At 45.2% G+C, this 22,111-nt stretch carries 15 protein-coding genes; 9 read left to right on the top strand and 6 right to left on the bottom strand.

Annotation, left to right across the window (positions count from 1 at the left end; all coding sequences use genetic code 11):
- Positions 1 to 12 precede the first annotated feature (12 nt).
- The 7 genes from ABR189_RS09230 (at position 13) to ABR189_RS09200 (ending at position 10,464) form a co-directional block, all read left to right on the top strand.
- Positions 13 to 1,566 carry a SusD/RagB family nutrient-binding outer membrane lipoprotein gene (locus ABR189_RS09230; protein WP_354660184.1) on the top strand — a complete coding sequence of 518 codons (1,554 nt, stop codon included), beginning with the start codon at positions 13 to 15 and terminating at the stop codon, positions 1,564 to 1,566.
- A gap of 37 nt (positions 1,567 to 1,603) precedes the next feature.
- On the top strand, positions 1,604 to 3,700 hold the full coding sequence (locus ABR189_RS09225; protein WP_354660183.1) for an alpha/beta hydrolase family protein: 2,097 nt from the start codon (positions 1,604 to 1,606) through the stop codon (positions 3,698 to 3,700).
- A gap of 71 nt (positions 3,701 to 3,771) precedes the next feature.
- Positions 3,772 to 5,229, top strand: a complete 1,458-nt coding sequence (locus ABR189_RS09220; protein WP_354660182.1) for a Gfo/Idh/MocA family protein — start codon at positions 3,772 to 3,774, stop codon at positions 5,227 to 5,229.
- A 77-nt stretch (positions 5,230 to 5,306) separates the two neighbouring features.
- Positions 5,307 to 6,044 (top strand): glucosamine-6-phosphate deaminase, encoded by a 738-nt coding sequence (locus tag ABR189_RS09215; protein ID WP_354660181.1) that lies wholly within the window; start codon positions 5,307 to 5,309, stop codon positions 6,042 to 6,044.
- A 183-nt stretch (positions 6,045 to 6,227) separates the two neighbouring features.
- On the top strand, positions 6,228 to 7,544 hold the full coding sequence (locus tag ABR189_RS09210) for a sugar MFS transporter (RefSeq protein WP_354660180.1): 1,317 nt from the start codon (positions 6,228 to 6,230) through the stop codon (positions 7,542 to 7,544).
- A 23-nt stretch (positions 7,545 to 7,567) separates the two neighbouring features.
- The gene (nagA, locus tag ABR189_RS09205; protein ID WP_354660179.1) at positions 7,568 to 8,761 is read left to right on the top strand and encodes an N-acetylglucosamine-6-phosphate deacetylase; all 1,194 of its coding nucleotides are present in this window, start codon (positions 7,568 to 7,570) and stop codon (positions 8,759 to 8,761) included.
- A 56-nt stretch (positions 8,762 to 8,817) separates the two neighbouring features.
- Positions 8,818 to 10,464: a UxaA family hydrolase gene (locus ABR189_RS09200; RefSeq protein ID WP_354660178.1), complete on the top strand. Its 1,647-nt coding sequence runs from the start codon at positions 8,818 to 8,820 to the stop codon at positions 10,462 to 10,464.
- A gap of 53 nt (positions 10,465 to 10,517) precedes the next feature.
- On the opposite strand, the gene ABR189_RS09195 is transcribed toward ABR189_RS09200, so the two are convergent.
- Both ABR189_RS09195 and ABR189_RS09190 read right to left on the bottom strand, forming a co-directional pair.
- On the bottom strand, positions 10,518 to 10,961 hold the full coding sequence (locus ABR189_RS09195) for a hypothetical protein (protein ID WP_354660177.1): 444 nt from the start codon (positions 10,959 to 10,961) through the stop codon (positions 10,518 to 10,520).
- Positions 10,936 to 11,505: an RNA polymerase sigma factor gene (locus ABR189_RS09190; protein WP_354660176.1), complete on the bottom strand. Its 570-nt coding sequence runs from the start codon at positions 11,503 to 11,505 to the stop codon at positions 10,936 to 10,938. Before ABR189_RS09190 ends, ABR189_RS09195 begins: the two co-directional genes overlap by 26 nt.
- Positions 11,506 to 11,696: 191 nt before the next feature.
- Here ABR189_RS09190 and ABR189_RS09185 point away from each other — a divergent pair, with 191 nt between their 5' ends.
- Entirely contained in the window at positions 11,697 to 12,032 is a 336-nt protein-coding gene (locus ABR189_RS09185; protein ID WP_354660175.1) for a hypothetical protein, read from the top strand.
- Between the two features lie 62 nt (positions 12,033 to 12,094).
- Positions 12,095 to 14,305, top strand: a complete 2,211-nt coding sequence (locus ABR189_RS09180; protein WP_354660174.1) for an outer membrane beta-barrel family protein — start codon at positions 12,095 to 12,097, stop codon at positions 14,303 to 14,305.
- A gap of 9 nt (positions 14,306 to 14,314) precedes the next feature.
- On the opposite strand, the gene dinB is transcribed toward ABR189_RS09180, so the two are convergent.
- The 4 genes from dinB to ABR189_RS09160 form a co-directional block, all read right to left on the bottom strand.
- Positions 14,315 to 15,424: a DNA polymerase IV gene (gene dinB / locus ABR189_RS09175; protein WP_354660173.1), complete on the bottom strand. Its 1,110-nt coding sequence runs from the start codon at positions 15,422 to 15,424 to the stop codon at positions 14,315 to 14,317.
- Between the two features lie 118 nt (positions 15,425 to 15,542).
- Positions 15,543 to 16,886 carry a glycosyl hydrolase family 18 protein gene (locus ABR189_RS09170; RefSeq protein WP_354660172.1) on the bottom strand — a complete coding sequence of 448 codons (1,344 nt, stop codon included), beginning with the start codon at positions 16,884 to 16,886 and terminating at the stop codon, positions 15,543 to 15,545.
- Positions 16,887 to 16,929: 43 nt separating this feature from the next.
- Positions 16,930 to 18,522: a SusD/RagB family nutrient-binding outer membrane lipoprotein gene (locus ABR189_RS09165; RefSeq protein ID WP_354660171.1), complete on the bottom strand. Its 1,593-nt coding sequence runs from the start codon at positions 18,520 to 18,522 to the stop codon at positions 16,930 to 16,932.
- A gap of 52 nt (positions 18,523 to 18,574) precedes the next feature.
- Positions 18,575 to 22,081: a SusC/RagA family TonB-linked outer membrane protein gene (locus tag ABR189_RS09160; RefSeq protein ID WP_354660170.1), complete on the bottom strand. Its 3,507-nt coding sequence runs from the start codon at positions 22,079 to 22,081 to the stop codon at positions 18,575 to 18,577.
- Between the last annotated feature and the right edge of the window lie 30 nt (positions 22,082 to 22,111).

Below are 22,111 nucleotides of genomic sequence, written 5' to 3'. Positions count from 1 at the left end.
AAAGCAAAAATCATGAAGAAGTTTAGTCTATATATATTGATTCCTGCGCTGGCGTTATCCATCACCAGCTGTACAAAGGATTTTGATGAAATGAATAAAGATGGCAGTTCCATTGTGGGAGTAGGGCCACTGGAGGTACCCTTTATGTTTTCCAGGGCGCAGTCATCTGCGGCTATGCCACAATCTTATTACCAGACTGCACAGAACCTGTATGCAGATCAGTATGCACAGTATTTTGCCCTCACCACTACTAATTTCCAGACGGGCCGTTATGTTATCAATGATGGCTGGTTGCCAAGGCCGGGAATTGTTACTTATGTGCAGGTAGTACCTCAATTGAATACTATTTTTGAGAAAATGGATGCGTCTTCGGGAGAAACTGCGCTGGCTAATATAGTATGGGCATTTGCTTTTCACCGGATGACAGATTATTTTGGGCCTGTTCCCTATTTTGATGCCGGGAAGGCACAAGAAAGTATTGCTTATGACGCACAGGATAAAATTTATGATGACCTTTTCAAACGCCTGGATCTGGCAGTACAAAACCTTAAAAAACTGGAGGCTGGAAAAAATGTGTTTGGTAGCTATGATCTGATTTACAACGGGGATGTGCAGCAATGGATCCGGTTTGCCAATACCCTGCGCCTGAGACTGGCGATGCGCATATCCAAAGTATTGCCGGCAAGAGCCAAGACAGAAGCGGAAGCAGCGATAGCCGGAGGGGTAATGACAGAGACGATACATTCTGCATGGATAAAAAGATCACTGAAAGGAGGAGATGGTAATGGGTTATCCCTGATAGGCTCTTACAATGAATTCAGTATGAGTTCTACAATGGCCTCTTATCTGAAAGGATATGGGGACCCACGTATGGCAAAATATTTTCAGCCGGCTACTGCCTCCGGAGAATTCAGGGGATTACGTAATGGCTCTACAGCAGAAGCAATCAATAATCCGATGAACCGCCCGGCACAAACTTCCAATGTGGGTACTTACTGGGTAACCTGGAATGGAACTGCATGGACCCCTCAGCTGGAAGCTATGCAGCCGGTAATGTATGCAGCAGAAGCTTATTTCTTACGTGCAGAAGCTGCATTGAACGGATGGAATGCGGGCGGAAGTGCAGCAGAACTTTATAAAAAGGGAATAGAAACGAGTTTGAAAGAATGGAAGATTACAGACCCGGCCATTGTGGATGCCTATACGCAATCTACTGCTGTGCCGGTAGCTCCCGGCGATGTAGAAAATTCTCCTGCAGTGGCTGATATCCCGGTGAAATGGGGGAATACAGAAAGTGTTCAGCGGCAGCAGATAGGCACACAGAAGTGGCTGGCCATTTATCCCGATGGTATAGAAGGATGGGCGGAATTCCGCAGAAGCGGATACCCTAAAATGTACCCGGTGGTACAATCGGATAACAGCGATCTGCCACAAGGTACTTTTATTAAGCGCTTGCCTTATCCTTCCTCTGAAGCTGCTACCAATGCAGCAGAATTGAAGAAAGGAGTAGCGTTGCTGAACGGTCCTGATAATGCCGCTACGAAGTTGTGGTGGGACGTAGAATGATCCGGAAGGTAAGACAATACAACAAGCAATATAACGAATGACACAATACCCTTTTCAGAAGAAAAGTACCATCACAGTACTGTTGGCAGCTTGCTGGTTAATGAGTGCAGGATTAGAGGCTCCTTTGCAGGCTGCCAACAGTAGTGCAGTAAGCAGTATTGATTCCAGCAGGCTACCTGCTGTTTTTACAGACGCGCCTATGGATATCATCAACTTACAGCTAAAGCAGCAGGCGGCACTTGCTTTTCAAATGCACCAGCTGCCGCAGACCCGGCAGGAATGGGAAGTCCTGCGCACGCAGCTTAAAGCTACTGTACTGCGTAAAACCGGAGCTATCATAGATCATGCGCTACCTTTAAATTATAAGGAAACCGGGCATACGCAACTGAATGGATATTCGGTAAAGAACATTGTTTTCCAGACAAGGCCGGGTGTCTATGCTACTGCGAACCTGTATGTTCCTGATGGGAAAGGCCCGTTCCCGGCAGTAATCAACTCACATGGTCACTGGAAAGATGCACGTGCCGGAGAAATGGTACAGGCTACGGCCCATGCGCTGGCATTGAACGGATATGTATGTTTGAATATGGATGCCTGGGGAGCGGGGGAAAGAACGACTATACATGGAGAAGCGGAATATCATGGGGCTAACCTGGGAGCATCACTGATGGATATAGGTACTTCTCTGATGGGCATGCAGCTGACAGACAATATGCGTGGTGTGGACCTGTTATGCTCGCTGCCGCAAGTAGACAAGGACCATATCGGTGCTACCGGTGCCAGCGGAGGAGGCAACCAAACCATGTGGCTGTCTGCCATGGATGAACGTATCAAAGCAGTGGTGCCAGTAGTAAGTGTGGGCACTTTTGAGTCTTACATTATGAACAGCAACTGCGTTTGTGAACTGCTGGCAGATGGGCTAACCTTTACGGAAGAGGCGGGAATATTAGGATTGATCGCCCCGCGTGCATTGAAAATATGCAATGCACTGAATGATTCCAATAAATCTTTTTACCCCTCAGAGATGCTGCGCAGTTACAAAAATGCAGCTTCAGTATTTGACCTGCTGGGCGCTTCGGATAAATTGAGCTATCAGTTGTTTAATACGACTCACGGATACTGGCCGGAAATACGGGAAACAATGGTAGGGTGGTTTGATCTCCATCTGAAAGGAACAGGTACAGGAGCACCTAAAAAAGAACCTGCCTTTACTTTGTTACCCGTGTCACAGCTAATGACTTTTCCTGCCGGAAAAAGAGATGCAGGGGTAATGAGCACCGCTGCCTTTTGTAAACTGAACGGGCAAACCCTGCGGCAGGATATGCTGGAAGCCAAAGGGGGAGATAAGCAACAACAGCAACAAACATTAAAAGAAATATTACGCATACAGGACCCCCTTACTTTAAAAACATTGCACCGGTACAGCACTTCTCAGGGATGGGAAAGGCTGGCGTTGGAAACCACCAGTGGAGATGTGATACCTGTATTGCTTCGTGCACCACAGTACAAAGAGAAAGGATTTGTGATCCTGAGTCATCCCAGAGGGAAAGACAGTATCCCTGCGGATATTCTGGAAGCAGCAGTCAGAGATGGTAATGGTATTGTACTGCCGGATCTCTGGGGTACCGGAGAACATGGCTCTGCCCTGGCTAATACTACAGATGGTAGTTTACCACCTTTCCATACCTTATCCCGTTCTGCATTATGGTTGGGTAATACCGTACAGGGACAATGGGTAAATGAACTGGATCTGGTAACAAAGGTGTTGAAATCACAATTTGGTGCCGGAAGAATTACAATAGATGGGAGCAGGGAAACAGGTATAGCTGCTTTGTTCCTGGCTGCACTGGAAGGTAATGTTACGGAAGTGACCCTACGTAACGGACCTTTGAGTTATGCATTTGATGAGCGTAGCGGCATAGATTTTTTTACAATGGCGGTACATGTGCCTGGTTTTTTACAATGGGGTGATGTATCACAAGCAGCGGCATTAAGTGGAAAGGAGATCCGTTTTATAGACCCGGTGACGATGGCTGGTAAACCGGTTAAGGGGAGCGCACTGGATACATACAAAGCAGAATTTGAAAAATTAAGGAAGCGCTATCGTACTACAGGACATACCATTTTCCAGTAGGGGTGCTTTAAAGCAATCATCGCATTATTATTAGCTAAAGGCCAGGTATCAGGCCGGATAAAATCGTACTCATGAAAAATAATCGCAGAGATTTCTTAAGGTTGGCAGGACTAACCGGGATAGGTCTGGCAGGTGGTGCCTTATTGCCTGCATGTAAAACTGCAAGTGCCAGTTCGGGAACAGCAGGAGGGGCTTCGCACCTGGATCAGATACGGGAACAGGTGGGACGTACGCACAAACAACACTTTAATATGTCGGGGTATGGGGCACCAAAAATTGACAAAGTACGCATCGGCTATATCGGGTTGGGCAACAGAGGAGGCGCAGCAGTAGAACGTATCAGCTATGTAGCAGGTGTAGAAATCAAAGCTTTGTGTGATATCCGTCCGGAGAAAGCCGCTGAAGCAAAAGCAAGGATTAAATTTCCCGGTCATCAGCCACAGCTGTATACCAGTTCCAAAGAAGACTGGAAGCGGGTATGTGAGCGGGACGATATCGACCTGATATATATAGCTACCCAGTGGGAACTGCATACGCCGATAGCAGTATATGCCATGCAGCATGGAAAGCATGTAGCAGTAGAAATACCCGCTGCCAAAACCATTGATGAGTGCTGGCAACTGGTAGAAACCTCTGAAAAGACCAGGAAGCATTGTATGATGCTGGAAAACTGCTGTTATGATTTTTTTGAACTGCTCACACTGAATATGGCGAGGCAAGGTTTCTTCGGAGAGATCGTACACTGTGAAGGCGCTTATATCCATCATTTGCTGGAAAGCATGTTTGATAAAGAAAAGCGTTATGACCTGTGGCGCCTGAAAGAAAATGCGGTGAGGAATGGTAATTTATATCCCACACATGGACTAGGACCTGTATGCCAGATCATGAATATTAACCGCGGAGATAGTATGGAGTACCTGACCTCTCTCTCCAGTATTGATTATATGATGGGGCCGATGGAAAAAGAATTACTGGCGAAAGATGCTACTTACCAACCTTATGCGAATGCTCATTTCAGGGGCAATATGAACACTACCAGCATCCGTACCCGTAATGGCCGCAGTATTATGGTACAGCATGATGTAACCTCTCCGCGTCCATATTCCAGGATACACCTGGTAAGCGGTACCAAAGCCACTGCCATGAAATATCCTTTGCCCGGCCGTATTGCTACCGGTCATGAAGACTGGCTGGATGAGGCAGCTATGAAGGCGCTGGAAGATAAATATACCCCTGCTATTGTAAAAAAACAGGGAGAGCTGGCCAAACAGGTAGGTGGGCATGGTGGAATGGATTTTTTAATGGACTGGCGGTTGATCGATTGCCTGCGCAACGGATTGCCGCTGGACCAGGACGTGTATGACGCCGCTTTATGGAGTGCCATAGGACCATTAAGTGAGTGGTCGGTGGCCAACCGCTCCAATTCAATTGATGTGCCGGATTTTACCTGCGGCTCCTGGAAGCAGAACAAACCGGTGGATGTATCTATGGCGCAAGGCGGAACTACTGGCGTAAATGTTCCTAAATAGTAATGTAATTAAGTGTTAACGGGCATGCATGATGAATGCGTGGCGAAATTTTTATGAATAAATAATCTTGTTATCCAATGAAAGTTATCCAATCAAAAGATCAGAATGAACTTGGAACTGTAGCGGGAAAAGCAGCAGCAGCATTGATACGTGAAGCGATCAATAAAAATGGTTTTGCCAATATTATACTGGCTACAGGAACCAGCCAGTTTGAAACTATCCGTCAGCTGATTGCGGAAGATATTAACTGGGGGAAGGTGAATATGTTTCATCTGGATGAATACATTGCGCTTCCGGTAACACATCCGGCCAGCTTTCGTAAATATCTGAGGGAGCGTTTTCTGGAAAAGGTATCTACTTTAAATAATGCTTACCTCATTAATGGTGAAACAGACGCAGCTGCGGAGTGTGAACGCCTGGCAGCTATTATCAAAGCACACCCTATAGATGTAGCACTGGTAGGGGTTGGGGAGAACGGGCATCTGGCATTTAATGATCCCCCGGCAGATTTTGAGACAACAAAACCTTATATTGTAGTAAATCTGGATGCGGCCTGCCGCAAACAACAGCTGAATGAAGGCTGGTTCGGATCAGTGGAGGAAGTACCTACTCAGGCTATCAGTATGTCAGTGCATCAGATTATGCAATCGAAACACATTATCTGTTCAGTGCCTGGAGAGCGTAAGGCGCAGGCCGTAAAGGACAGTCTGGAACAGGCCGTGAGTAATCAGTATCCGGCCAGTATCCTGCAAACGCATGGAGATTGTACTTTTTATCTTGACGAAGCATCAGCATCAGCGCTGACTAAGAAATAGGTTACTTCTAATCAGGAACCAACACGTATAACGGGGTGGCTAAAAGTAGGGGGGAACTACTTTAGCCTGCCCTGTTATTATAATAGGACGCAAGTGGCTTACAGCATAGGGCAATAATTACAACGTTTATATGAAGGCCACTAATGGCTGACGGATAATAACTAACAGCACAAGAAAACACGTATGGGAAAAACGATAGCAGTAGAGGTAAGCTCATTAAGTAAGCGGGATACCCGCGTATCCCTGCTCATCATAGGGATGTTGTTCTTTATATTCGGTTTTGTATCCTGGGTGAATGCTATCCTCATTCCATATTTCAGGATCGCTTGTGAGCTCAATCATTTTCAGTCTTACCTGGTAACTTTTGCCTTTTATATTGCTTATCTGGTGATGTCGGTACCTTCTTCCTATTTGCTAAAGGCAATTGGATTTAAAAAAGGTATTATGACCGGCTTTTGGGTAATGGCCCTTGGTGCATTTATTTTTATCCCCGCCGCCCTTTTCCGCACCTATGAAGTGTTTTTGCTGGGGTTATTTACTATTGGCCTGGGATTGGCTATCCTGCAAACAGCTGCTAACCCCTATGTTACGATACTGGGGCCACAGGAGCGTGCGGCACAACGTATCAGCATTATGGGGATTTGTAATAAAGGGGCCGGTATCCTTGCACCTTTGTTATTTGCAGCGGTTATTTTAAGAGCCACGGACACTACCTTATTTGCAGCATTGGAGAACATGGGGGAGATGGAAAAAAATGCTGCACTGGATGCGCTTATCCGCAGGGTAATTGTACCGTATGCCGCTATGGGAACTGTACTTACAGGATTAGGGCTTATGGTAAGGTTATCACCATTACCCGAAATTAATACAGAGCATGAAAACGAGGCCGTAGCTACCGCCAATTCAGGAAAGACCAGTATTTTCCAGTTTCCGCACCTGGTACTGGGAGCCGTGGCCATCTTTTTGCATGTAGGTACACAGGTAATTGCCATAGATACCATTATCGGTTATGCAGGTTCTATGGGTATAGGGCTGCTGGATGCGAAAGTATTTCCTTCCTACACCCTGATGGCTACCATTTGCGGATACCTGATCGGCATTGTTATTATTCCGCGTTACCTGAGCCAGCTCAGGGCATTGCAGTTTTGTACACTGCTGGGCACCACGCTTACTTTGCTGATCATTTATGCAAATGGTAAGATTACCTTGTTTGGCCATACAACTGATATTTCTATCTGGTTTATTGTGTTGCTGGGATTAGCTAATTCCTTGGTATGGGCTGGTATCTGGCCCCTGGCATTGGATGGATTGGGGCGATTTACAAAACTAGGAGCATCAGTGATGATTATGGGGCTGTGCGGCAACGCTATTTTGCCACTGATATATGGGTATCTCGCGGATATTTATAATGTAAGACTTGCTTACTGGGTATTATTACCATGTTATTTATACCTGGTGTTTTATGCATACCGCGGATACCGTATCCGTAAATGGTACTAAACAAAAGGAGAAAAAGGAAAGTTATGCAGCCTACCATAAAAATTATTAATGGGCGTATCATAACGCCAGGCAGGATTATTTCACAGGGAAGTATTTTAGTCAGCAATGGCAGAATAGTTATGGTGAGCGATAGCGATATCGCCACCCCTGCCGATAGGGTAATCGATGCCGGGGGACAGTACATTGCCCCGGGATTTATAGATATTCATATTCATGGTGGCGGTGGGCATGATTTTATGGATGGAACGGAAACCGCTTTTTTAAAGATAGCGGAAACACATGCCCGCTACGGCACAACAGCTATGGTGCCTACTACATTAACTGCCGAAAAGGAAGACCTGTTACATACGCTGGATATTTATGAGCAAGCTAACAGGAATAACCGGCAGGGAGCTGCATTTCTGGGTATTCACCTGGAAGGCCCTTATTTTGCGATGAGCCAACGTGGCGCACAGGACCCCCGTTATATACGTAATCCAAATCCAACAGAATATAAAGAGATCTTAGCACATTCTTCCAGTATAGTACGCTGGAGTGTAGCCCCGGAGCTGGATGGCGCATTGGAAATGGGGCAGTATTTACGTGAAACGGGGATCCTGCCAGCTATTGCACATACAGATGCTGTATATGAGGAGGTGGTGAAAGCCTTTGATTGCGGTTATACACTTGCCACCCATTTTTATTCAGCTATGTCAGGTGTAACCCGGCGCAACCTGTACCGTTATGCAGGAGTGATTGAAAGCGTTTACCTGATAGATGAAATGGATGCGGAGATTATTGCCGACGGGGTACATCTGCCCGCGCCCTTGCTGAAACTGATCTGTAAGATCAAGGGAACGGACCGGGTAGCCCTTATTACAGATGCCATGAGAGGAGCAGGAATGCCTCCAGGTAAAAGTGTGCTGGGGCCATTGAATGGCGGACTGGATGTAATTATAGAAGATGGGGTAGCCAAACTATTGGATGGGAGTGCTTTTGCAGGAAGCGTAGCAACTGCCGACAGATTGGTGAGGACGATGATGACACTTGCGGAAATGCCATTAGCAACGGCAGTTAAAATGATGAGTTTAACTCCCGCTCGTATTATGGGAGTAGACAGGCATAAAGGTTCCCTGGTACCTGGAAAAGACGCGGATATATTGATCATGGATGAACAGATCAACATCAGGTTGACTATGGTAAACGGAAATGTGGTATATCAGGCTGGAGGGCATTAATGTGTTGTGTAGCAGGAAATATAAATTATTGGTTAAAAACGAGGAAGCAGTATAAGATGGAGCAGCAGAAAATATTAAAAGCGCATCCGGCCGACAATGTGATAGTGGCGCTTACAGACCTTACCGCCGGAACAACATATAAGTATGAGGGTAATAGTTATGTGCCGGTGAATAATATTCCCGCCAAACACAAGTTTGCAGCAGTGCCTATACCGGCAGGGGCAGATGTAATCATGTACGGGGTACTGGTGGGGAAAGCGGGCAGCGATATCGCTTATGGCGAATTATTAACAACCGGAAATACCAAACATGCCAGCAGTAGTTTTGAGAATGCCGGAAAAAGTATCAGTTGGCAGGCTCCGGATACTACAGCATGGCAACACCGTACTTTCAACGGATACCACCGGTCCGATGGGAGTGTGGGCACCGCCAACTACTGGCTGGTTATTCCACTGGTGTTTTGTGAGAACGGTAACGTAGATACGCTGAAAGAAGCATTGCTGGAGCCATTGGGCTATGCACAAAAAAAGTCTTACGCAGGGTATACCCGTCACCTGATCTCCCAATACCGGAATGGCGGGCAAGCCGTTTCAGACTATACCAGCAGCAATGCCGTACCAGGTAAGGTAGAACGATTATTCCCGCAGGTAACAGGAGTAAAGTTTTTAACGCATGAGGGTGGATGCGGTGGCACCCGCCAGGATGCGCAGACCTTATGCGGACTGCTGGCAGGATACATCACCCATCCTAACGTGGCAGGTGCAACGGTGTTAAGTCTGGGATGCCAGAATGCACAGGCTTCCATACTGGAAGCAGAAATCAGGAAAAGAAACCCTGCTTTTGATAAGCCGTTATACATCCTGGACCAGCAAAAGACAGGTACAGAATCGTTGTTATTGCAGGAGGCCATTCGTCTGACATTTGAAGGGATGGCCACAGCGAATGCATTAACAAGACAGCCGGCACCTCTCAGTAAGTTGTGCGTGGGGCTGGAATGCGGTGGTTCTGATGGTTTTTCCGGTATCTCAGCTAATCCCGCGCTGGGGCATGCCTCAGATCTTCTGGTAGCCATGGGAGGAGCGGTGATACTGGCCGAATTTCCTGAGCTGTGCGGGGTAGAACAAAACCTGATAGACCGCTGTACAGATCCTGATAACGCAGTACGTTTTGCGGACCTGATAAAAACATATAGCCTCCGGGCGCAGCAAGTGGGTTCTGGTTTTGATATGAACCCTTCTCCGGGTAATATCAAAGACGGGTTGATTACGGATGCGATGAAATCGGCAGGTGCCGCCAGAAAGGGGGGAAGCTCTCCGGTTACAGCCGTATTGGATTACCCCGAAAAAGTAACCCGGGCAGGATTAAATTTGCTATGTACGCCCGGTAATGATGTGGAGTCTACCACAGCCGAGGTGGGAGCCGGTGCGAATGTAGTCGTGTTTACTACGGGGTTGGGTACGCCTACCGGTAATCCCATCGCGCCAGTAGTAAAAGTTGCGACTAATAGTATCCTGGCCAGGAAAATGAACGATATCATTGATCTTAATACCGGAGATATTATTGATGGGAAAGAGTCTGTGGAAGCTGCCGGGGAAAGAATCCTGGATTATATTATTCAGGTAGCCAGTGGAGATATTGAAGTAGCGGCAGTGCGCAATGGGCAGGAAGATTTCATTCCATGGAAAAGGGGTATTTCCCTTTGATCCTGTTTGAAGGATGTTTAGCGGCCTGCAATGCATATTGCAGGCCGTATTATTTAGTGGCGCAGGATTTTTTTTCTGACTAATTGCTGATCGAGATACTGAATAATTAAAAAGCAACTAATTCCAAAGATGAATTGCCATCTGAACTGTGTAACCAGGGAAATGGCCGCGTTGGCAAAAGTGCTGTGAAAATAAGCAGCGGCGATATAAGTGACGGTTATCACCAATAAAATGCCCAGGGGAAGCATAAAACTCCATTTGAGCTTAACACTGTAATCTTTCCGTGCCTGTATTTTTGTGAGGACATTAGCCGAAAAAGCATAAGAGGGCCCCACTGCCGGTTTTTCATTCAGCGACCTGAACAACAACCGGTATGCTTCCAGTTCTTTTTGTTCTTCCTGGTTAAAAGCAGTTGCATCCGCAGGGAGCTCATTTTCCAACGTTTTTTCAAGCCACTCCTGCATTGCTCTTTCAGTCTGGTTTTCTGATGTATTCATCTTTTAAACAAGATTTAAGTTTATCTTTTAAAAGTTTACGCGCTCTGAACAGATAATTTTTTACTGTACCCTCCGGCATTCCTGTGATCTGCTCAATTTCCTGATAAGAAAGCTCGTTCATATGATATAAGGTGAGTACACTTTTATACGGTAGCGGCATCTCAGCTATCAGCTTGTTAATATAAGCGGTAATGTCCTTTTGTTCTGATAGCCGTTCCGGAGTTTCGGTGGTAAAGTAAAAATCTGCTATATCCTCCCCGGAATGCATTATCCGGGCTTTTTTATTATCCCTGATATGATTCAGTGCAGTACGGTAGGCAATACTTGCTATCCAGGTAGATAACTTCGATTTAAAGGAAAAATTCCGGAGGTTTTCATACACCTTAATGAATACTTCCTGAGAAATATCTTCCGTATCAGGCTGCTCCTTTACGAGTTTGTTAACGATGTAAAATACAAGTTGTTGATATTGTTTTACCAATAATTCAAAGGCTTGCAAATCACCGTTTAATATCCGCGAAATAATTTCTCTTTCATTAAACATTAACTAGCAGATAAAGGCCCGATACTTAAATGTATAAAAAAAATTGTTTTCATTTCCTTATCATTATTATTAAGAAGACACCATGCACTTTCAAAATGTTGCAACCTTTTTTTAGGATATTCTGCAACCTTTTTATTCTTTTATGTGACTACTGATTGTAACAAGCAAATATTCACACGAAAAATAAAGTTATGGAAGCATTATTCGGTTTTTTTATGATCACGGCGGTTACCGGTATCATCGCTGTAGTGGGGATGGAGTTTATGAATTATCTCCTCAAAAGACGTATTATCAGATCAGGGAAGCTGGATGAGCAGTATCTCCGCCTGCTGACCAAACAAGGCAATAAGGTGTCCTCTCTCAAATGGGGTATTCTTTTTCTCTTTGGAGGGATAGGTCTTGTGGTTATCGGACTGCTTCCTTTTGAGGCAGAAACATCTCCCATTCCCTGGGGTGTTGAAGTAATATTTATCGGTGCAGGCTTCCTCACTTATTTCCTGCTCATCCGGAAGGATAAAGAAATTTAATCCCCATATTATTTTATTAAGCCCGCTTACCCTGTAGCAGTTACCGTCTAATTACCGCATATATGAAAACACTGTGCCAGTCATTTATTGTCTGCGTGCTGACCTTGCTATGCCAGTATGAAAATGCCACTGGACAAACAGCACCATCTGCTTTACAAAATTCCGGTACCCAGCAGGTAAAAACACTGGGGGAAGTAAATGTCAGGGCTCAAAAACCCGTTATCCGGCAGGAGGCCGACCGCATTATTTACGATCTCCAGGCAGATCCGGACAGCAGATCGAAAAGTGTACTGGAAATGATGCGTAAAATTCCCTTTCTATCCCTGGACGCCAGTAATAACATGCTGCTGAAAGGTAATTCCAGTTATAAAATATTCATCAACGGCAAACCCTCAGGTATGTTGACCCACAATCCTAAAGAAGTGTTGGGCAGCATGCCAGCCTCCTCTATAAAAGAGATTGAAGTGATTACCACACCTCCCGCTAAATATGATGCGGAAGGACTTGCCGGGATCATCAACATTATACTTGTTAAAAAAACAACGGATGGAATAAATGGTGTGATCAACCTGAGTGAGAAGTTCCCGCAGGGAGGTCCGGGTGTCGGAGGTTCCTTTGCAGCCAGACAAGGTCGTTTGGGGATAGCTGTTTTTGGAGGTGGCAGCATGAATAACACCCCTGCTATTAATATTGACAATTACAGAAATACTATAACTGAGCAACCCACCAGCTTTGTGCAGCAGGGGCAGGACAAAACAAAGAGCCGCGCAGGTTATCTGGGTACGGAGATCAGTTATGAAATAGATAGCCTCCACCTGGTTTTCGCATCGTTCAGCACCAATATGAATCAAGGCGATGCTGACAATAACCGCCATTCCGCATTAATGAGCGAAGGAGCATTGGTTGAAGGGTATGTTTTTTTCAATGACTCCAGAAACAAAACCTATAATATAGAGGCGGGCATTAATTATCAGTCAGGGTTTAAAGCAGATAAAAACAGATTACTCACTTTTTCCTACAATTACAGTAATAACAATAATGACCTGACGAACAATGTAAGCATCATTAACAGGGTGAACTATGTCCTGCCAGGCTACCGGCAGTTTAATGATGGCAAAGCTTCGGAACAAACTGTACAGATCGATTATGTACATCCTTTAAAAAAACTTCTTATAGAAGCCGGTGTTAAGGGGATCTTCAGGATTAATAAAAGCGATTATCAACATTACAACCTGGATGAAGTCAGCAAGTCGTTTGAATTGGATTCGAGTGCCAGTAACCAGTTTGATAATCATCAAAACGTATTCAGCATTTATAACTCCTATAATTTTACGGCGAAAAAATGGTCGGTAAAGGCGGGGGTACGTCTGGAACAAACTGCTACAGACGTAGATTTTATTTCAACCCGTTCGAAGGTACGTCAGCGTTTCCTACATCTAATTCCTGCGGTGGCAGTTGGGTACAGGATAGACAACAGTAACAGCCTTAACTTCGGATTTACCAGGCGTATAAAAAGACCAGGTATCCATAAGCTAAACCCTTATGTTAACCGGGCTAATCCAAATTATGAATCTATGGGAAACCCTAATCTGGCCCCTTCATTAATGAATAACCTTACCCTTGGATATGGGAAATCCGGTAAATTTAATATTAATGTGGGCCTTGGATATTCCTTCTTTAATAACCTTGATCTTGGAATAACCACCTTTGATTCCACCAGGAATGTGATGGTGGCTACTTTTGCCAATGTAGGAAAAGGGGATGCCATCCTTGGGTATATCAGTCTGGGTTATCCTGTTATCAAAAACTGGAACCTTGGATTGAATACCAATCTCACTTATGTGAAGTTGGAAGGCGAAAGTGATGGTGCTATTATGCGCACCAACAGCCTTTTATATAACATCAACCTATCCAGCAGTCATAAGTTTGATAAAGGATGGCGTTTTATGGTCAACGTTACAGCTATTGGCCCCAATATTGTTTCGTTACAAGCAATTTCCAACCGTGTTATTACGTCTTCCTTTACGCTTTCTAAAGAGCTGTTGGGCGGGAATATAGCCCTTTCTGCAACCGTTAATAATCCATTTTCAACTTACCGGAATAACCGGGTAGCAACAACAGGAAAAAGTTTTTATGAAAGCTCCCTGTCTCGTGAATATTTCCGGAATTTCAGTCTGAGTGCAGACATCAGGCTGGGTCAACTCAAAGGAGGTATTAAAAAGACCAAAAGAGGTATTAATAATAATGATGTGTCTAATAAGGGTGGGTTGTAATGAATTTATTTATGGAAACAACTTAAGTTGTTCCGGGTGATCAGGGTTTTTAGGCTTAGGCATAAATTCTCCGAAATTGGACAGCGTAATGCCTAGCAGGCGGATTTTTTTATCCGTGATATCAGATGCCGCCAGCAAAGATTTGGCGGTGGCAGCTATGGTTTCCAGATCACCTATCGGTTCAGCAAATGATTGATTACGGGTGATCTGTTTGAAATCATGGTATTTTACTTTAAGGGTAATAGTACGGCCTTTCAGCTGATGACGTTGCAGCCGGTCGAATACCACGAGTGCAATTTTATCCAGTTCTACACTCATGGTTTCCATATCGGTCAGGTCAAAAGGAAAAGTATCTTCGGCCCCCAGGGATTTTGTTTCCCGGTGTGGCTGTACAGCCCTGTTGTCAATACCCCGGACTATCTGGTAATAAAAGGCGCCTACTTTTCCGAAGTGTTGTTTTAATGCAGCCTCTGTGAGTTTTTTCAGATCGGCACCTGTAAATAGCTGCATGCTTTTCATTTTCTCTGCCGTTACCTTTCCTACGCCGAAGAACTTTTCTACCGGCAGCTTTTCCATGAACGCTTCGATCTGTGCCGGGGCAATAAAGGTGAGTCCATCAGGTTTGTTCAGATCAGAAGCAATCTTAGCAACAAATTTATTGATGGAAACACCAGCAGATGCGGTGAGTTGAAGTTCATCCTTAATAGCCTGTTTAATAAGTTTGGCGATAGCAATAGCAGAGCCGATGTTTTGTTTATCTATCGTAACATCCAGGTAGGCTTCATCAAGGGAAAGAGGCTCGATCAGATCTGTATAACGTTGAAATATCTCTCTGATCTTTTGAGAAGCTTCCTTGTAGGCAGCAAAGCGGGGCCTCACGAAAATAGCATCTGGACAAAGTTGTTGTGCCCTTTTGGATGACATGGCGGAACGTATCCCAAACTTACGGGCTTCATAGCTGGCAGTTGCGACTACGCCTCCACGGCCTTCCGGTGAACCACCCACCACAATCGGCTTATTTTGATACAGGGGGTTATCCCGCTGCTCTACCGAAGCATAAAACGCATCCATATCAATATGGATGATCTTACGTAAGGTGTTATTTGATGCTTCCGTCACATGACAAAGATATAAAGAATTACTACGTACAGGATATCAGGCGATTACACAACGACCGTAAATAGAGCAGACCGGAATAAATCCGGCCTGCTATTATGGGGGCTTTTGGGTGAAATTACTATTTGAGTGCGGTATACATTGTTTTCAGCAGGGAGCCATCTCCTTTGATATCATAATCCGCTGCCCAGAGGTAAGCACCCTTGAAGGAGCTGGTTTTGATGTATTCCGCTTTTTGCTTTACCAGTGGTACGCCATTATAATATACCCCGAAGGCATGGTCTATCTTTTCCTTTCCACCAGCTGTAGGGTCCAGCTCCAGTATATTTTTAAATGTGATATAGTCATAGGAGCCCCAGCCCAGGTTATTCCCCTCATCATCAATTTCATTATAGCGCAGGCCAAAAGCGGGGATGCCTATTACAATTTTCTCTGCGGGCAGGTGAAAGTTTTTCCAGATATCTGCTGCGGTTTTCATATAATCAAAGCCGGAAGGCTGGCCCCTGGGCACGTGTTCGCCCACGTGGAGGCCATCTTCAAAAGCACGTACATGTACCCAGTCGGCCGCCGACAGATCGGGATAACTCCAGTGTTGCCAGGAAGGAGCCACAGTAACGGTGATAAGCGCATCGGCAGGTAATGCTGCTTTTAGTTCACTTATAAAGGCAGGTAGTGATGTCAGGTGGGGGATATAGGGATCCACATTGATATCACTCATCATAATATCTACGCCATCCAGTTTTTTAGCGGTTACATAGGCTTTTATGTTTGCCACAAGGATAGCCCGCATGTCGGATTTGCGGATAGCGTCGCCAAAATCGCTGGCCCCATAGAGTGCCCAGCCATCCATACCCGACAGCCGGCCTGCTATACCCAGTAATGCTTGTCTGCCGGCAAGGTGAGCGCGTGCAACTACCTCATCGGTTTTACTATTACTTTCACCGGCACTTACATCCAGTCCGCCATCTGCGGCTACACGCCCATACTGGCAGGCCACATGTGTAATCGTTTCAAAATCGATGGCTGCGGCAGTGCCGTTTTCAGACAAGTAGGCCAATACCACCTTGTCATAAGGTTTGAGCGTATAAGTATCCGGCTTTACAAGCACTTTACTGCTACGGGTACTTTTCAATCCATTGAACGCTACTTCCAGGGAAATAGTAAATTCACCGCCCGTGGTGGGAGTAAAGGAAAAGGCCGTATCAGCCGACTTTACCTCATCATCTACCTTCCATGCAATTTTTACTTTACCTGCCGGTGAATAAGACAGGTTATTATAGGAGGTTGTTTCTCCCATGCTAATAACACGGATGGGAGAGAAGAAGGTATTTGTTTCATCATAGATCCGGGGATAGTCGCCAGTACCAAATTCCGGATCCTTGATATGATCTTTTTTACATCCTGTCTGGAAGATAGCCAGCAGTACTGCTCCTAATAAGGCTATTTTATATAAATTGATGCGCATCAGATTAGTTTATAACGTGAACGGTTACCTTATTGCTAAATAGTTATTGTTTGTCCCACCATACCCGGTTGGTCCAGTCATCTTTGCCTCCCATGCTCTTGAGTGCTTCATTGTAGTTTACACTGTTCTGTTCTTTTTCGGTAAGCGGATACTCGAAGCGGCGGGGGATAGTTTTGATAGCAGAATAGGTAGGGTTATATCCAGGTTCAAGTTTAGGGAACCCGGTACGGCGCCAGTTGGCATATGCTTCAGGTCCGTTTAACAGTAAGGCGGTCCATAGTTGTGTATTGATCTGAGAGAGCTCTTTTCCAGGTGCCAGTACATTGTCTGCCTGAAATTTGGTGATTTGCTGGTCAGTAATTACCGGACCACCAGGAAACAATGCCAGTTGCTGGCAGGCTGCTTTCATACCATTGTTGTAATGCACTGTATGATTGCCGCCCAGGTTAAGATTCCAGCGGAAGCAGGCTTCAGCCAGCAATAGTTCTACCTCCGCATAAGTGAGGTGCATGTAAGGAGCATTGTTGGTGATCAGGAAATTGGCCAGCTGCGCTTTTTGCAGGTTGTTAAGTACTTTTTGCTCACCTAATACAGGTGATTGTATGGTAAGTGGCTCTTTCCATTCATCCCAGATAAACAGGCCATTGCTTACACCTACATAGCCTACCTGCGCTTTTACTTCTGCTGTAATATCTACTCTTTCAAAAGGCTTATAGGGATTATCCCAGTAATATCTGACAAAATGTTCCAGCCGGGGATCATTGGTGTTTTTGAGGGAATTAATAAATGTATTTGAAATGCGGTAGCTGATAAGATCTCCCTGGTTAAGGGCAGCAGACAACCCGTTACCACGTACATCGCTATAGGTAGCCTGTATGTTTTCATGACGCAGGAGGCAGATATCTTCATTGCTGGCCATCAGACCACCATCAAAGGCTTTTTTGACTTCCGCTTTTGCCTTGTCCGGGTTTACTTTTATAAGGCGCATGGCTAACCGGAGGTGGAGAGAATTCCCAAATCGTTTCCATTGTGTTACATTGCCTTTAAAAAACAGATCCTGTGGATTGGTTTCTTTTTGGGGATCCAGTTGTGCTACCGCTTCTGTCAGTTCCTTGAAGAAGTCGTTGTATATATCTTCCTGGCGATCGTATTTAGGTTTGATCGTGTTATCTGTATAGGCTGCTGCCGCTTCTGTGTATGGAATGTCGCCATAGAGATCCGTGATGCGGGAAAATATAAATACTTTCATAATCCGGCATATAGCGTTCAGGTTTATGCGTTTGGGATCGCCGGTACTTCTTTTTACAGCATCAACGATATTACGTATTTCGCTGATGTAATTGGATTGCCACAAGATGGACATGTATTCCATCTGCTTTGCATACATGCCACCATACTGATTGCTCCAGGCGCCTCCAATATGCTGGACCATAGGCATAGTAAGCATTGCTCCCAATCTTTCATTGGTTTCCAGATTCCCGGAATATTGCAGCTGCACAAAGCTAAGCTGGATGGCAGGGTCCATTTGTACGGATTGCACCGGGTTGGTATTCATATTACCAAACTTGTTGCAGGCAGCAAAGGGCAAGACCAGCAACAGGCAGGTGATGAGTATATAATGAGTCCTGTGTTTCATGATTTTCTGTTGGTTGACAAATTAAAAATTGGATATAAGGCATCCAGGGCTGCTAAAACCTGAAATTCAGGTTTACTCCCCAGCTTCTTCTGGAAGGCAGCGAGCCATATTCCAGGCCTTGTCCGTTTCCGTTGTTATAGTTGGAATCGGGATCTACATTAGGCAACTTTTTATACAGTATAAAAGGGTTTCTGCTTACGATAGACAGGCTCATATCTGCAATGCGTGCTTTATGCAATAATCCTTTGGGCAGGCTGTAGGTAAGCATAATCTCTCTCATCTTTATATAGCTGGCATCAAAGAGGAAGGGAGTGATAATACCTTTGTTATCCCCATAAAACCTGGACCAGTATGCTGCCGGATCAACGGCAGTTGTGTTCGGCGTATAAATGGTTTTACCATCCGCATCTTTGCCTTCTACCACACCTTGTGGCACGTACCCCTGTGTTTTGCCCATTGCCTTCCATTCTTCCAGTGTTTTACGGGCAGCTTGTCTTTCTTCTTCAGATTTGATCCATTCCTGTCTGCCTTCCAGTGTGCTTTGCTGGCTACCACGCAATACTGCAAAGAGATTTGTCATAGAGAATATATCCGCTCCCTGCTTGATATCCACCACTGCATTGAGCGTGAAATTTTTATACGAAAGTGTTGTTGTAATCCCACCGGTCCAGTTCCAGGTCCCTTTTCCCATTACCCGCCTTTCATCAGAGGCTTTGGGATTGAGGGTTACAGCGTCCAGGATGATGTTGCCATGAGGGTCTTTGAGATAATCATATCCCAGGATGGCCCCATACGCCGCATCCGGTTGGGCTACTACAGATACGCCCAGCCAACGGGCATCGGATAGCGTGAGAAAGGGGATCCCTTCCGCCAGTGATAATACCCGGTTCTTATTACGGGCAAAATTCACGTTCAGGTCCCAGCGAAAGTCTTTGCTTTTAACCGGCGTGGTGGTGATACCTATTTCCCAGCCATTATTTTGTATCACCCCTGCATTGACCACTCTTTGCGGATAACCGGAAGAGTTAGGTGCCGGCACGTAATTGATCTGGTCACGGGAGTTCTGTGTATAATAGGTAACATCCAGGCCGATCGCATTGTTAAGGAGTTTTATTTCCGTACCTACCTCAAAAGACCGGGTACGTGTAGGCATCAGGTCTTTATTGGGTAATACATTCGTAGCTATTTTTCCGGCAGAGGTACCATTAAAAGGAAATTCGTACAGGTCGTAATAAATGCCCTGTGTATAAGGATCGGTATCACTACCTACTTCTGCCGCAGAAGCTCTCAGTTTGGCATAGCTGAGTGTACTGCTTTTGATAGGGAAAGCATCGGTAAGAATAAAACTACCGGATAAAGAAGGGTACCAGTAGGTATTGTTCTTTTGCGGAAGAGTAGAAGTGGCATCCCGGCGGATAGAAGCATCCAGGTAAACGTAGTTTTTATAGGCTAAGCTGAACAATCCATAGAAAGAGTTGATCTGTTTTTCCATGGGAGGGAGTTCTCTGATAATTTTGTCTTTGAAACTATTGAAGCTCACTATATCCGTTACCGTCATATCTGTGGCCTGCTGCAAAGTGCCGGGGTTTTTTCTGTAAGAGATACTGCCACCCAATCTGGCTGCCGCATACCAGGAAGGGGTAAATTGTTTTTGCAGGGAAAGCAGCAGATCGGCTTCTGTGGTTCTGAACTGCTGTTCAATACCCTCTATTCTCCCTGTCAGCGAACCCGGTGTACTGCGTGGACTGAATTTTCTGTAATCAAAAAAGGTGATGTCTGTAGAAGCACGACCTTGCAGGCTGATCCAGTCGGCAAACTGGTAATTGGCTACCAGGCTGCCCATCAGCCGGTCTTTTTTGGTAGTGTTTCTCATTTCATTAATCACCCAGTAAGGGTTGATCCGGTATTCACCACCACCCCAGTCTACATAGTCGCCATTAGGGCGCTTGTATCCTGTAGCAAATATGGCCTGGTCTACATTATTTGCGAGTCCTACAAAGTTGTTACCAATGTTGCCCGCATCATCTGCCAGTGCCGGACGGTTATTCACAAATTCCCGCATGTACATCATCTTGGCATCAACTGTCAGTTTTTTCCCAAACTTTGAATTGCTGGTAAAATTGAACGTATTTCTGTTCATGTAGCTTTTAGGTACAATATCATTGTTCCGCATATCAGAAATGGATAAACGGAAAGCAGTATTGTCGGTGGCATTAGTGAGGGAAACTGTATTGGTGAAAGTGGACCCTGTACGGAAGAAGTTCTCAATATTATTTTTAACGAGCGCATAAGGTCTTTTAACGCCATCAAATCCCATGACCATCAGATTCGGATCCAGCCTGCCACCAAAGTTGCTGAAAAGATTTACCCTTGCCTGATCGGGTGTCATTGGAATATTTTGTCCTACTCCCTGACCGTATTCATATTGGTAGTCATCATAGCGGGTAAGCTGTTGTTCTATAGAGGCGGTACTGTTTACTTCTATACCCAGGGTCTTTTTGGTACTTCCTTTTTTGGTGGTGATCATGATCACCCCATGAGATGCCCGGCTACCATATAAAGCGGATGCGGAGGGGCCTTTGAGTACACTGATGGTTTCAATGTCATCAGGATTGATTGCTGAAATCGCATCCCCAAAATCAAAGCCGCTGGCATATTTTTCTCCGGATACCTGACCGTAATTAGAATTATCAATAGGCACGCCATCTACCACATACAGTGGTTGGTTATTGCCGGTAATTTCGGTATTGCCACGGATGATAACCCTGGAAGATCCGGCAGGACCACCAGCGGTTGAGTTAATGATAAGTCCAGGTACTTTCCCTGCCAGAGAGTTGATTACGTTAGGTTCTCTTGCCTTCTTAAGATCATCTCCTTTCACCTCTCCATAAGCATAACCCAGTGCACGGGATTCACGTTTGATACCCAGTGCAGTTACGACTACCGTTCCCAGGTCGGTCACTTTTTCCTTCAATACTACAATGACGGTGGTATTGGATGCCGAAGCGATGATGGTCTTAGGCTCATAACCCAGTATCGTGAAGGCGATAACGTCGCCTGTATTGGCTTCAATATTAAAAGTGCCATCTTCCCTGCTTAATACAGATTTACGGTTTTGCTGATTATGGATAGATACGCCGGGAACAGGTTCGTTTTTTTCATTCAGTATACGGCCATCGAGTCGAAAGGCAGCAGTAACTTCCTGCAGGGGAGTGGTGTTGGATTTCTGCGACTGGATCATGATAATGTTGTCAGAAATCCTGTATCTCGTATTGATTTCCTGGCAAAGTTGTTCTACCACAGCTTCGAGGTGCTGATTTTTTACTTTCAGCTTTACGGGTCTGTCTTCCTTTACACCAGCGGGGTTGTAGGAAAAGTGTACATCCGCTGCTGATTCTATCTGCCGGAAAACGGTGCTTAACGGGGTGTTGTTCCAGTTGAAAGAATATATTTTAGGAGGTGATTGTGACATAGCCTGGTGGGATATACCACAAAAGAGTAACAGCAGTAGTAATTTGAGCAATCGTTCAGGTACATAAAGCGGTACAGCTTTCTTCATCTAACAGGGATTTTTTGGTTGAAAAAAATA

The organism is Chitinophaga sp. H8, assembly GCF_040567655.1.
Lineage (GTDB): Bacteria > Bacteroidota > Bacteroidia > Chitinophagales > Chitinophagaceae > Chitinophaga > Chitinophaga defluvii.
Note: the sequence above shows the minus strand (reverse complement) of the source record. Positions and strands in the feature narration are given on the sequence as shown.

What these genes read in the sequence shown, in the direction of transcription:
- ABR189_RS09230 (WP_354660184.1), top strand. Translation starts at nt 13, where the DNA reads ATGAAGAAGTTTAGTCTATATATATTGATTCCTGCGCTGGCGTTATCC.
- ABR189_RS09225 (WP_354660183.1), top strand. Translation starts at nt 1,604, where the DNA reads ATGACACAATACCCTTTTCAGAAGAAAAGTACCATCACAGTACTGTTG.
- ABR189_RS09220 (WP_354660182.1), top strand. Translation starts at nt 3,772, where the DNA reads ATGAAAAATAATCGCAGAGATTTCTTAAGGTTGGCAGGACTAACCGGG.
- ABR189_RS09215 (WP_354660181.1), top strand. Translation starts at nt 5,307, where the DNA reads ATGAAAGTTATCCAATCAAAAGATCAGAATGAACTTGGAACTGTAGCG.
- ABR189_RS09210 (WP_354660180.1), top strand. Translation starts at nt 6,228, where the DNA reads ATGGGAAAAACGATAGCAGTAGAGGTAAGCTCATTAAGTAAGCGGGAT.
- nagA (WP_354660179.1), top strand. Translation starts at nt 7,568, where the DNA reads ATGCAGCCTACCATAAAAATTATTAATGGGCGTATCATAACGCCAGGC.
- ABR189_RS09200 (WP_354660178.1), top strand. Translation starts at nt 8,818, where the DNA reads ATGGAGCAGCAGAAAATATTAAAAGCGCATCCGGCCGACAATGTGATA.
- ABR189_RS09195 (WP_354660177.1), bottom strand. Translation starts at nt 10,961, where the DNA reads ATGAATACATCAGAAAACCAGACTGAAAGAGCAATGCAGGAGTGGCTT.
- ABR189_RS09190 (WP_354660176.1), bottom strand. Translation starts at nt 11,505, where the DNA reads ATGTTTAATGAAAGAGAAATTATTTCGCGGATATTAAACGGTGATTTG.
- ABR189_RS09185 (WP_354660175.1), top strand. Translation starts at nt 11,697, where the DNA reads ATGGAAGCATTATTCGGTTTTTTTATGATCACGGCGGTTACCGGTATC.
- ABR189_RS09180 (WP_354660174.1), top strand. Translation starts at nt 12,095, where the DNA reads ATGAAAACACTGTGCCAGTCATTTATTGTCTGCGTGCTGACCTTGCTA.
- ABR189_RS09170 (WP_354660172.1), bottom strand. Translation starts at nt 16,886, where the DNA reads ATGCGCATCAATTTATATAAAATAGCCTTATTAGGAGCAGTACTGCTG.
- ABR189_RS09165 (WP_354660171.1), bottom strand. Translation starts at nt 18,522, where the DNA reads ATGAAACACAGGACTCATTATATACTCATCACCTGCCTGTTGCTGGTC.
- ABR189_RS09160 (WP_354660170.1), bottom strand. Translation starts at nt 22,081, where the DNA reads ATGAAGAAAGCTGTACCGCTTTATGTACCTGAACGATTGCTCAAATTA.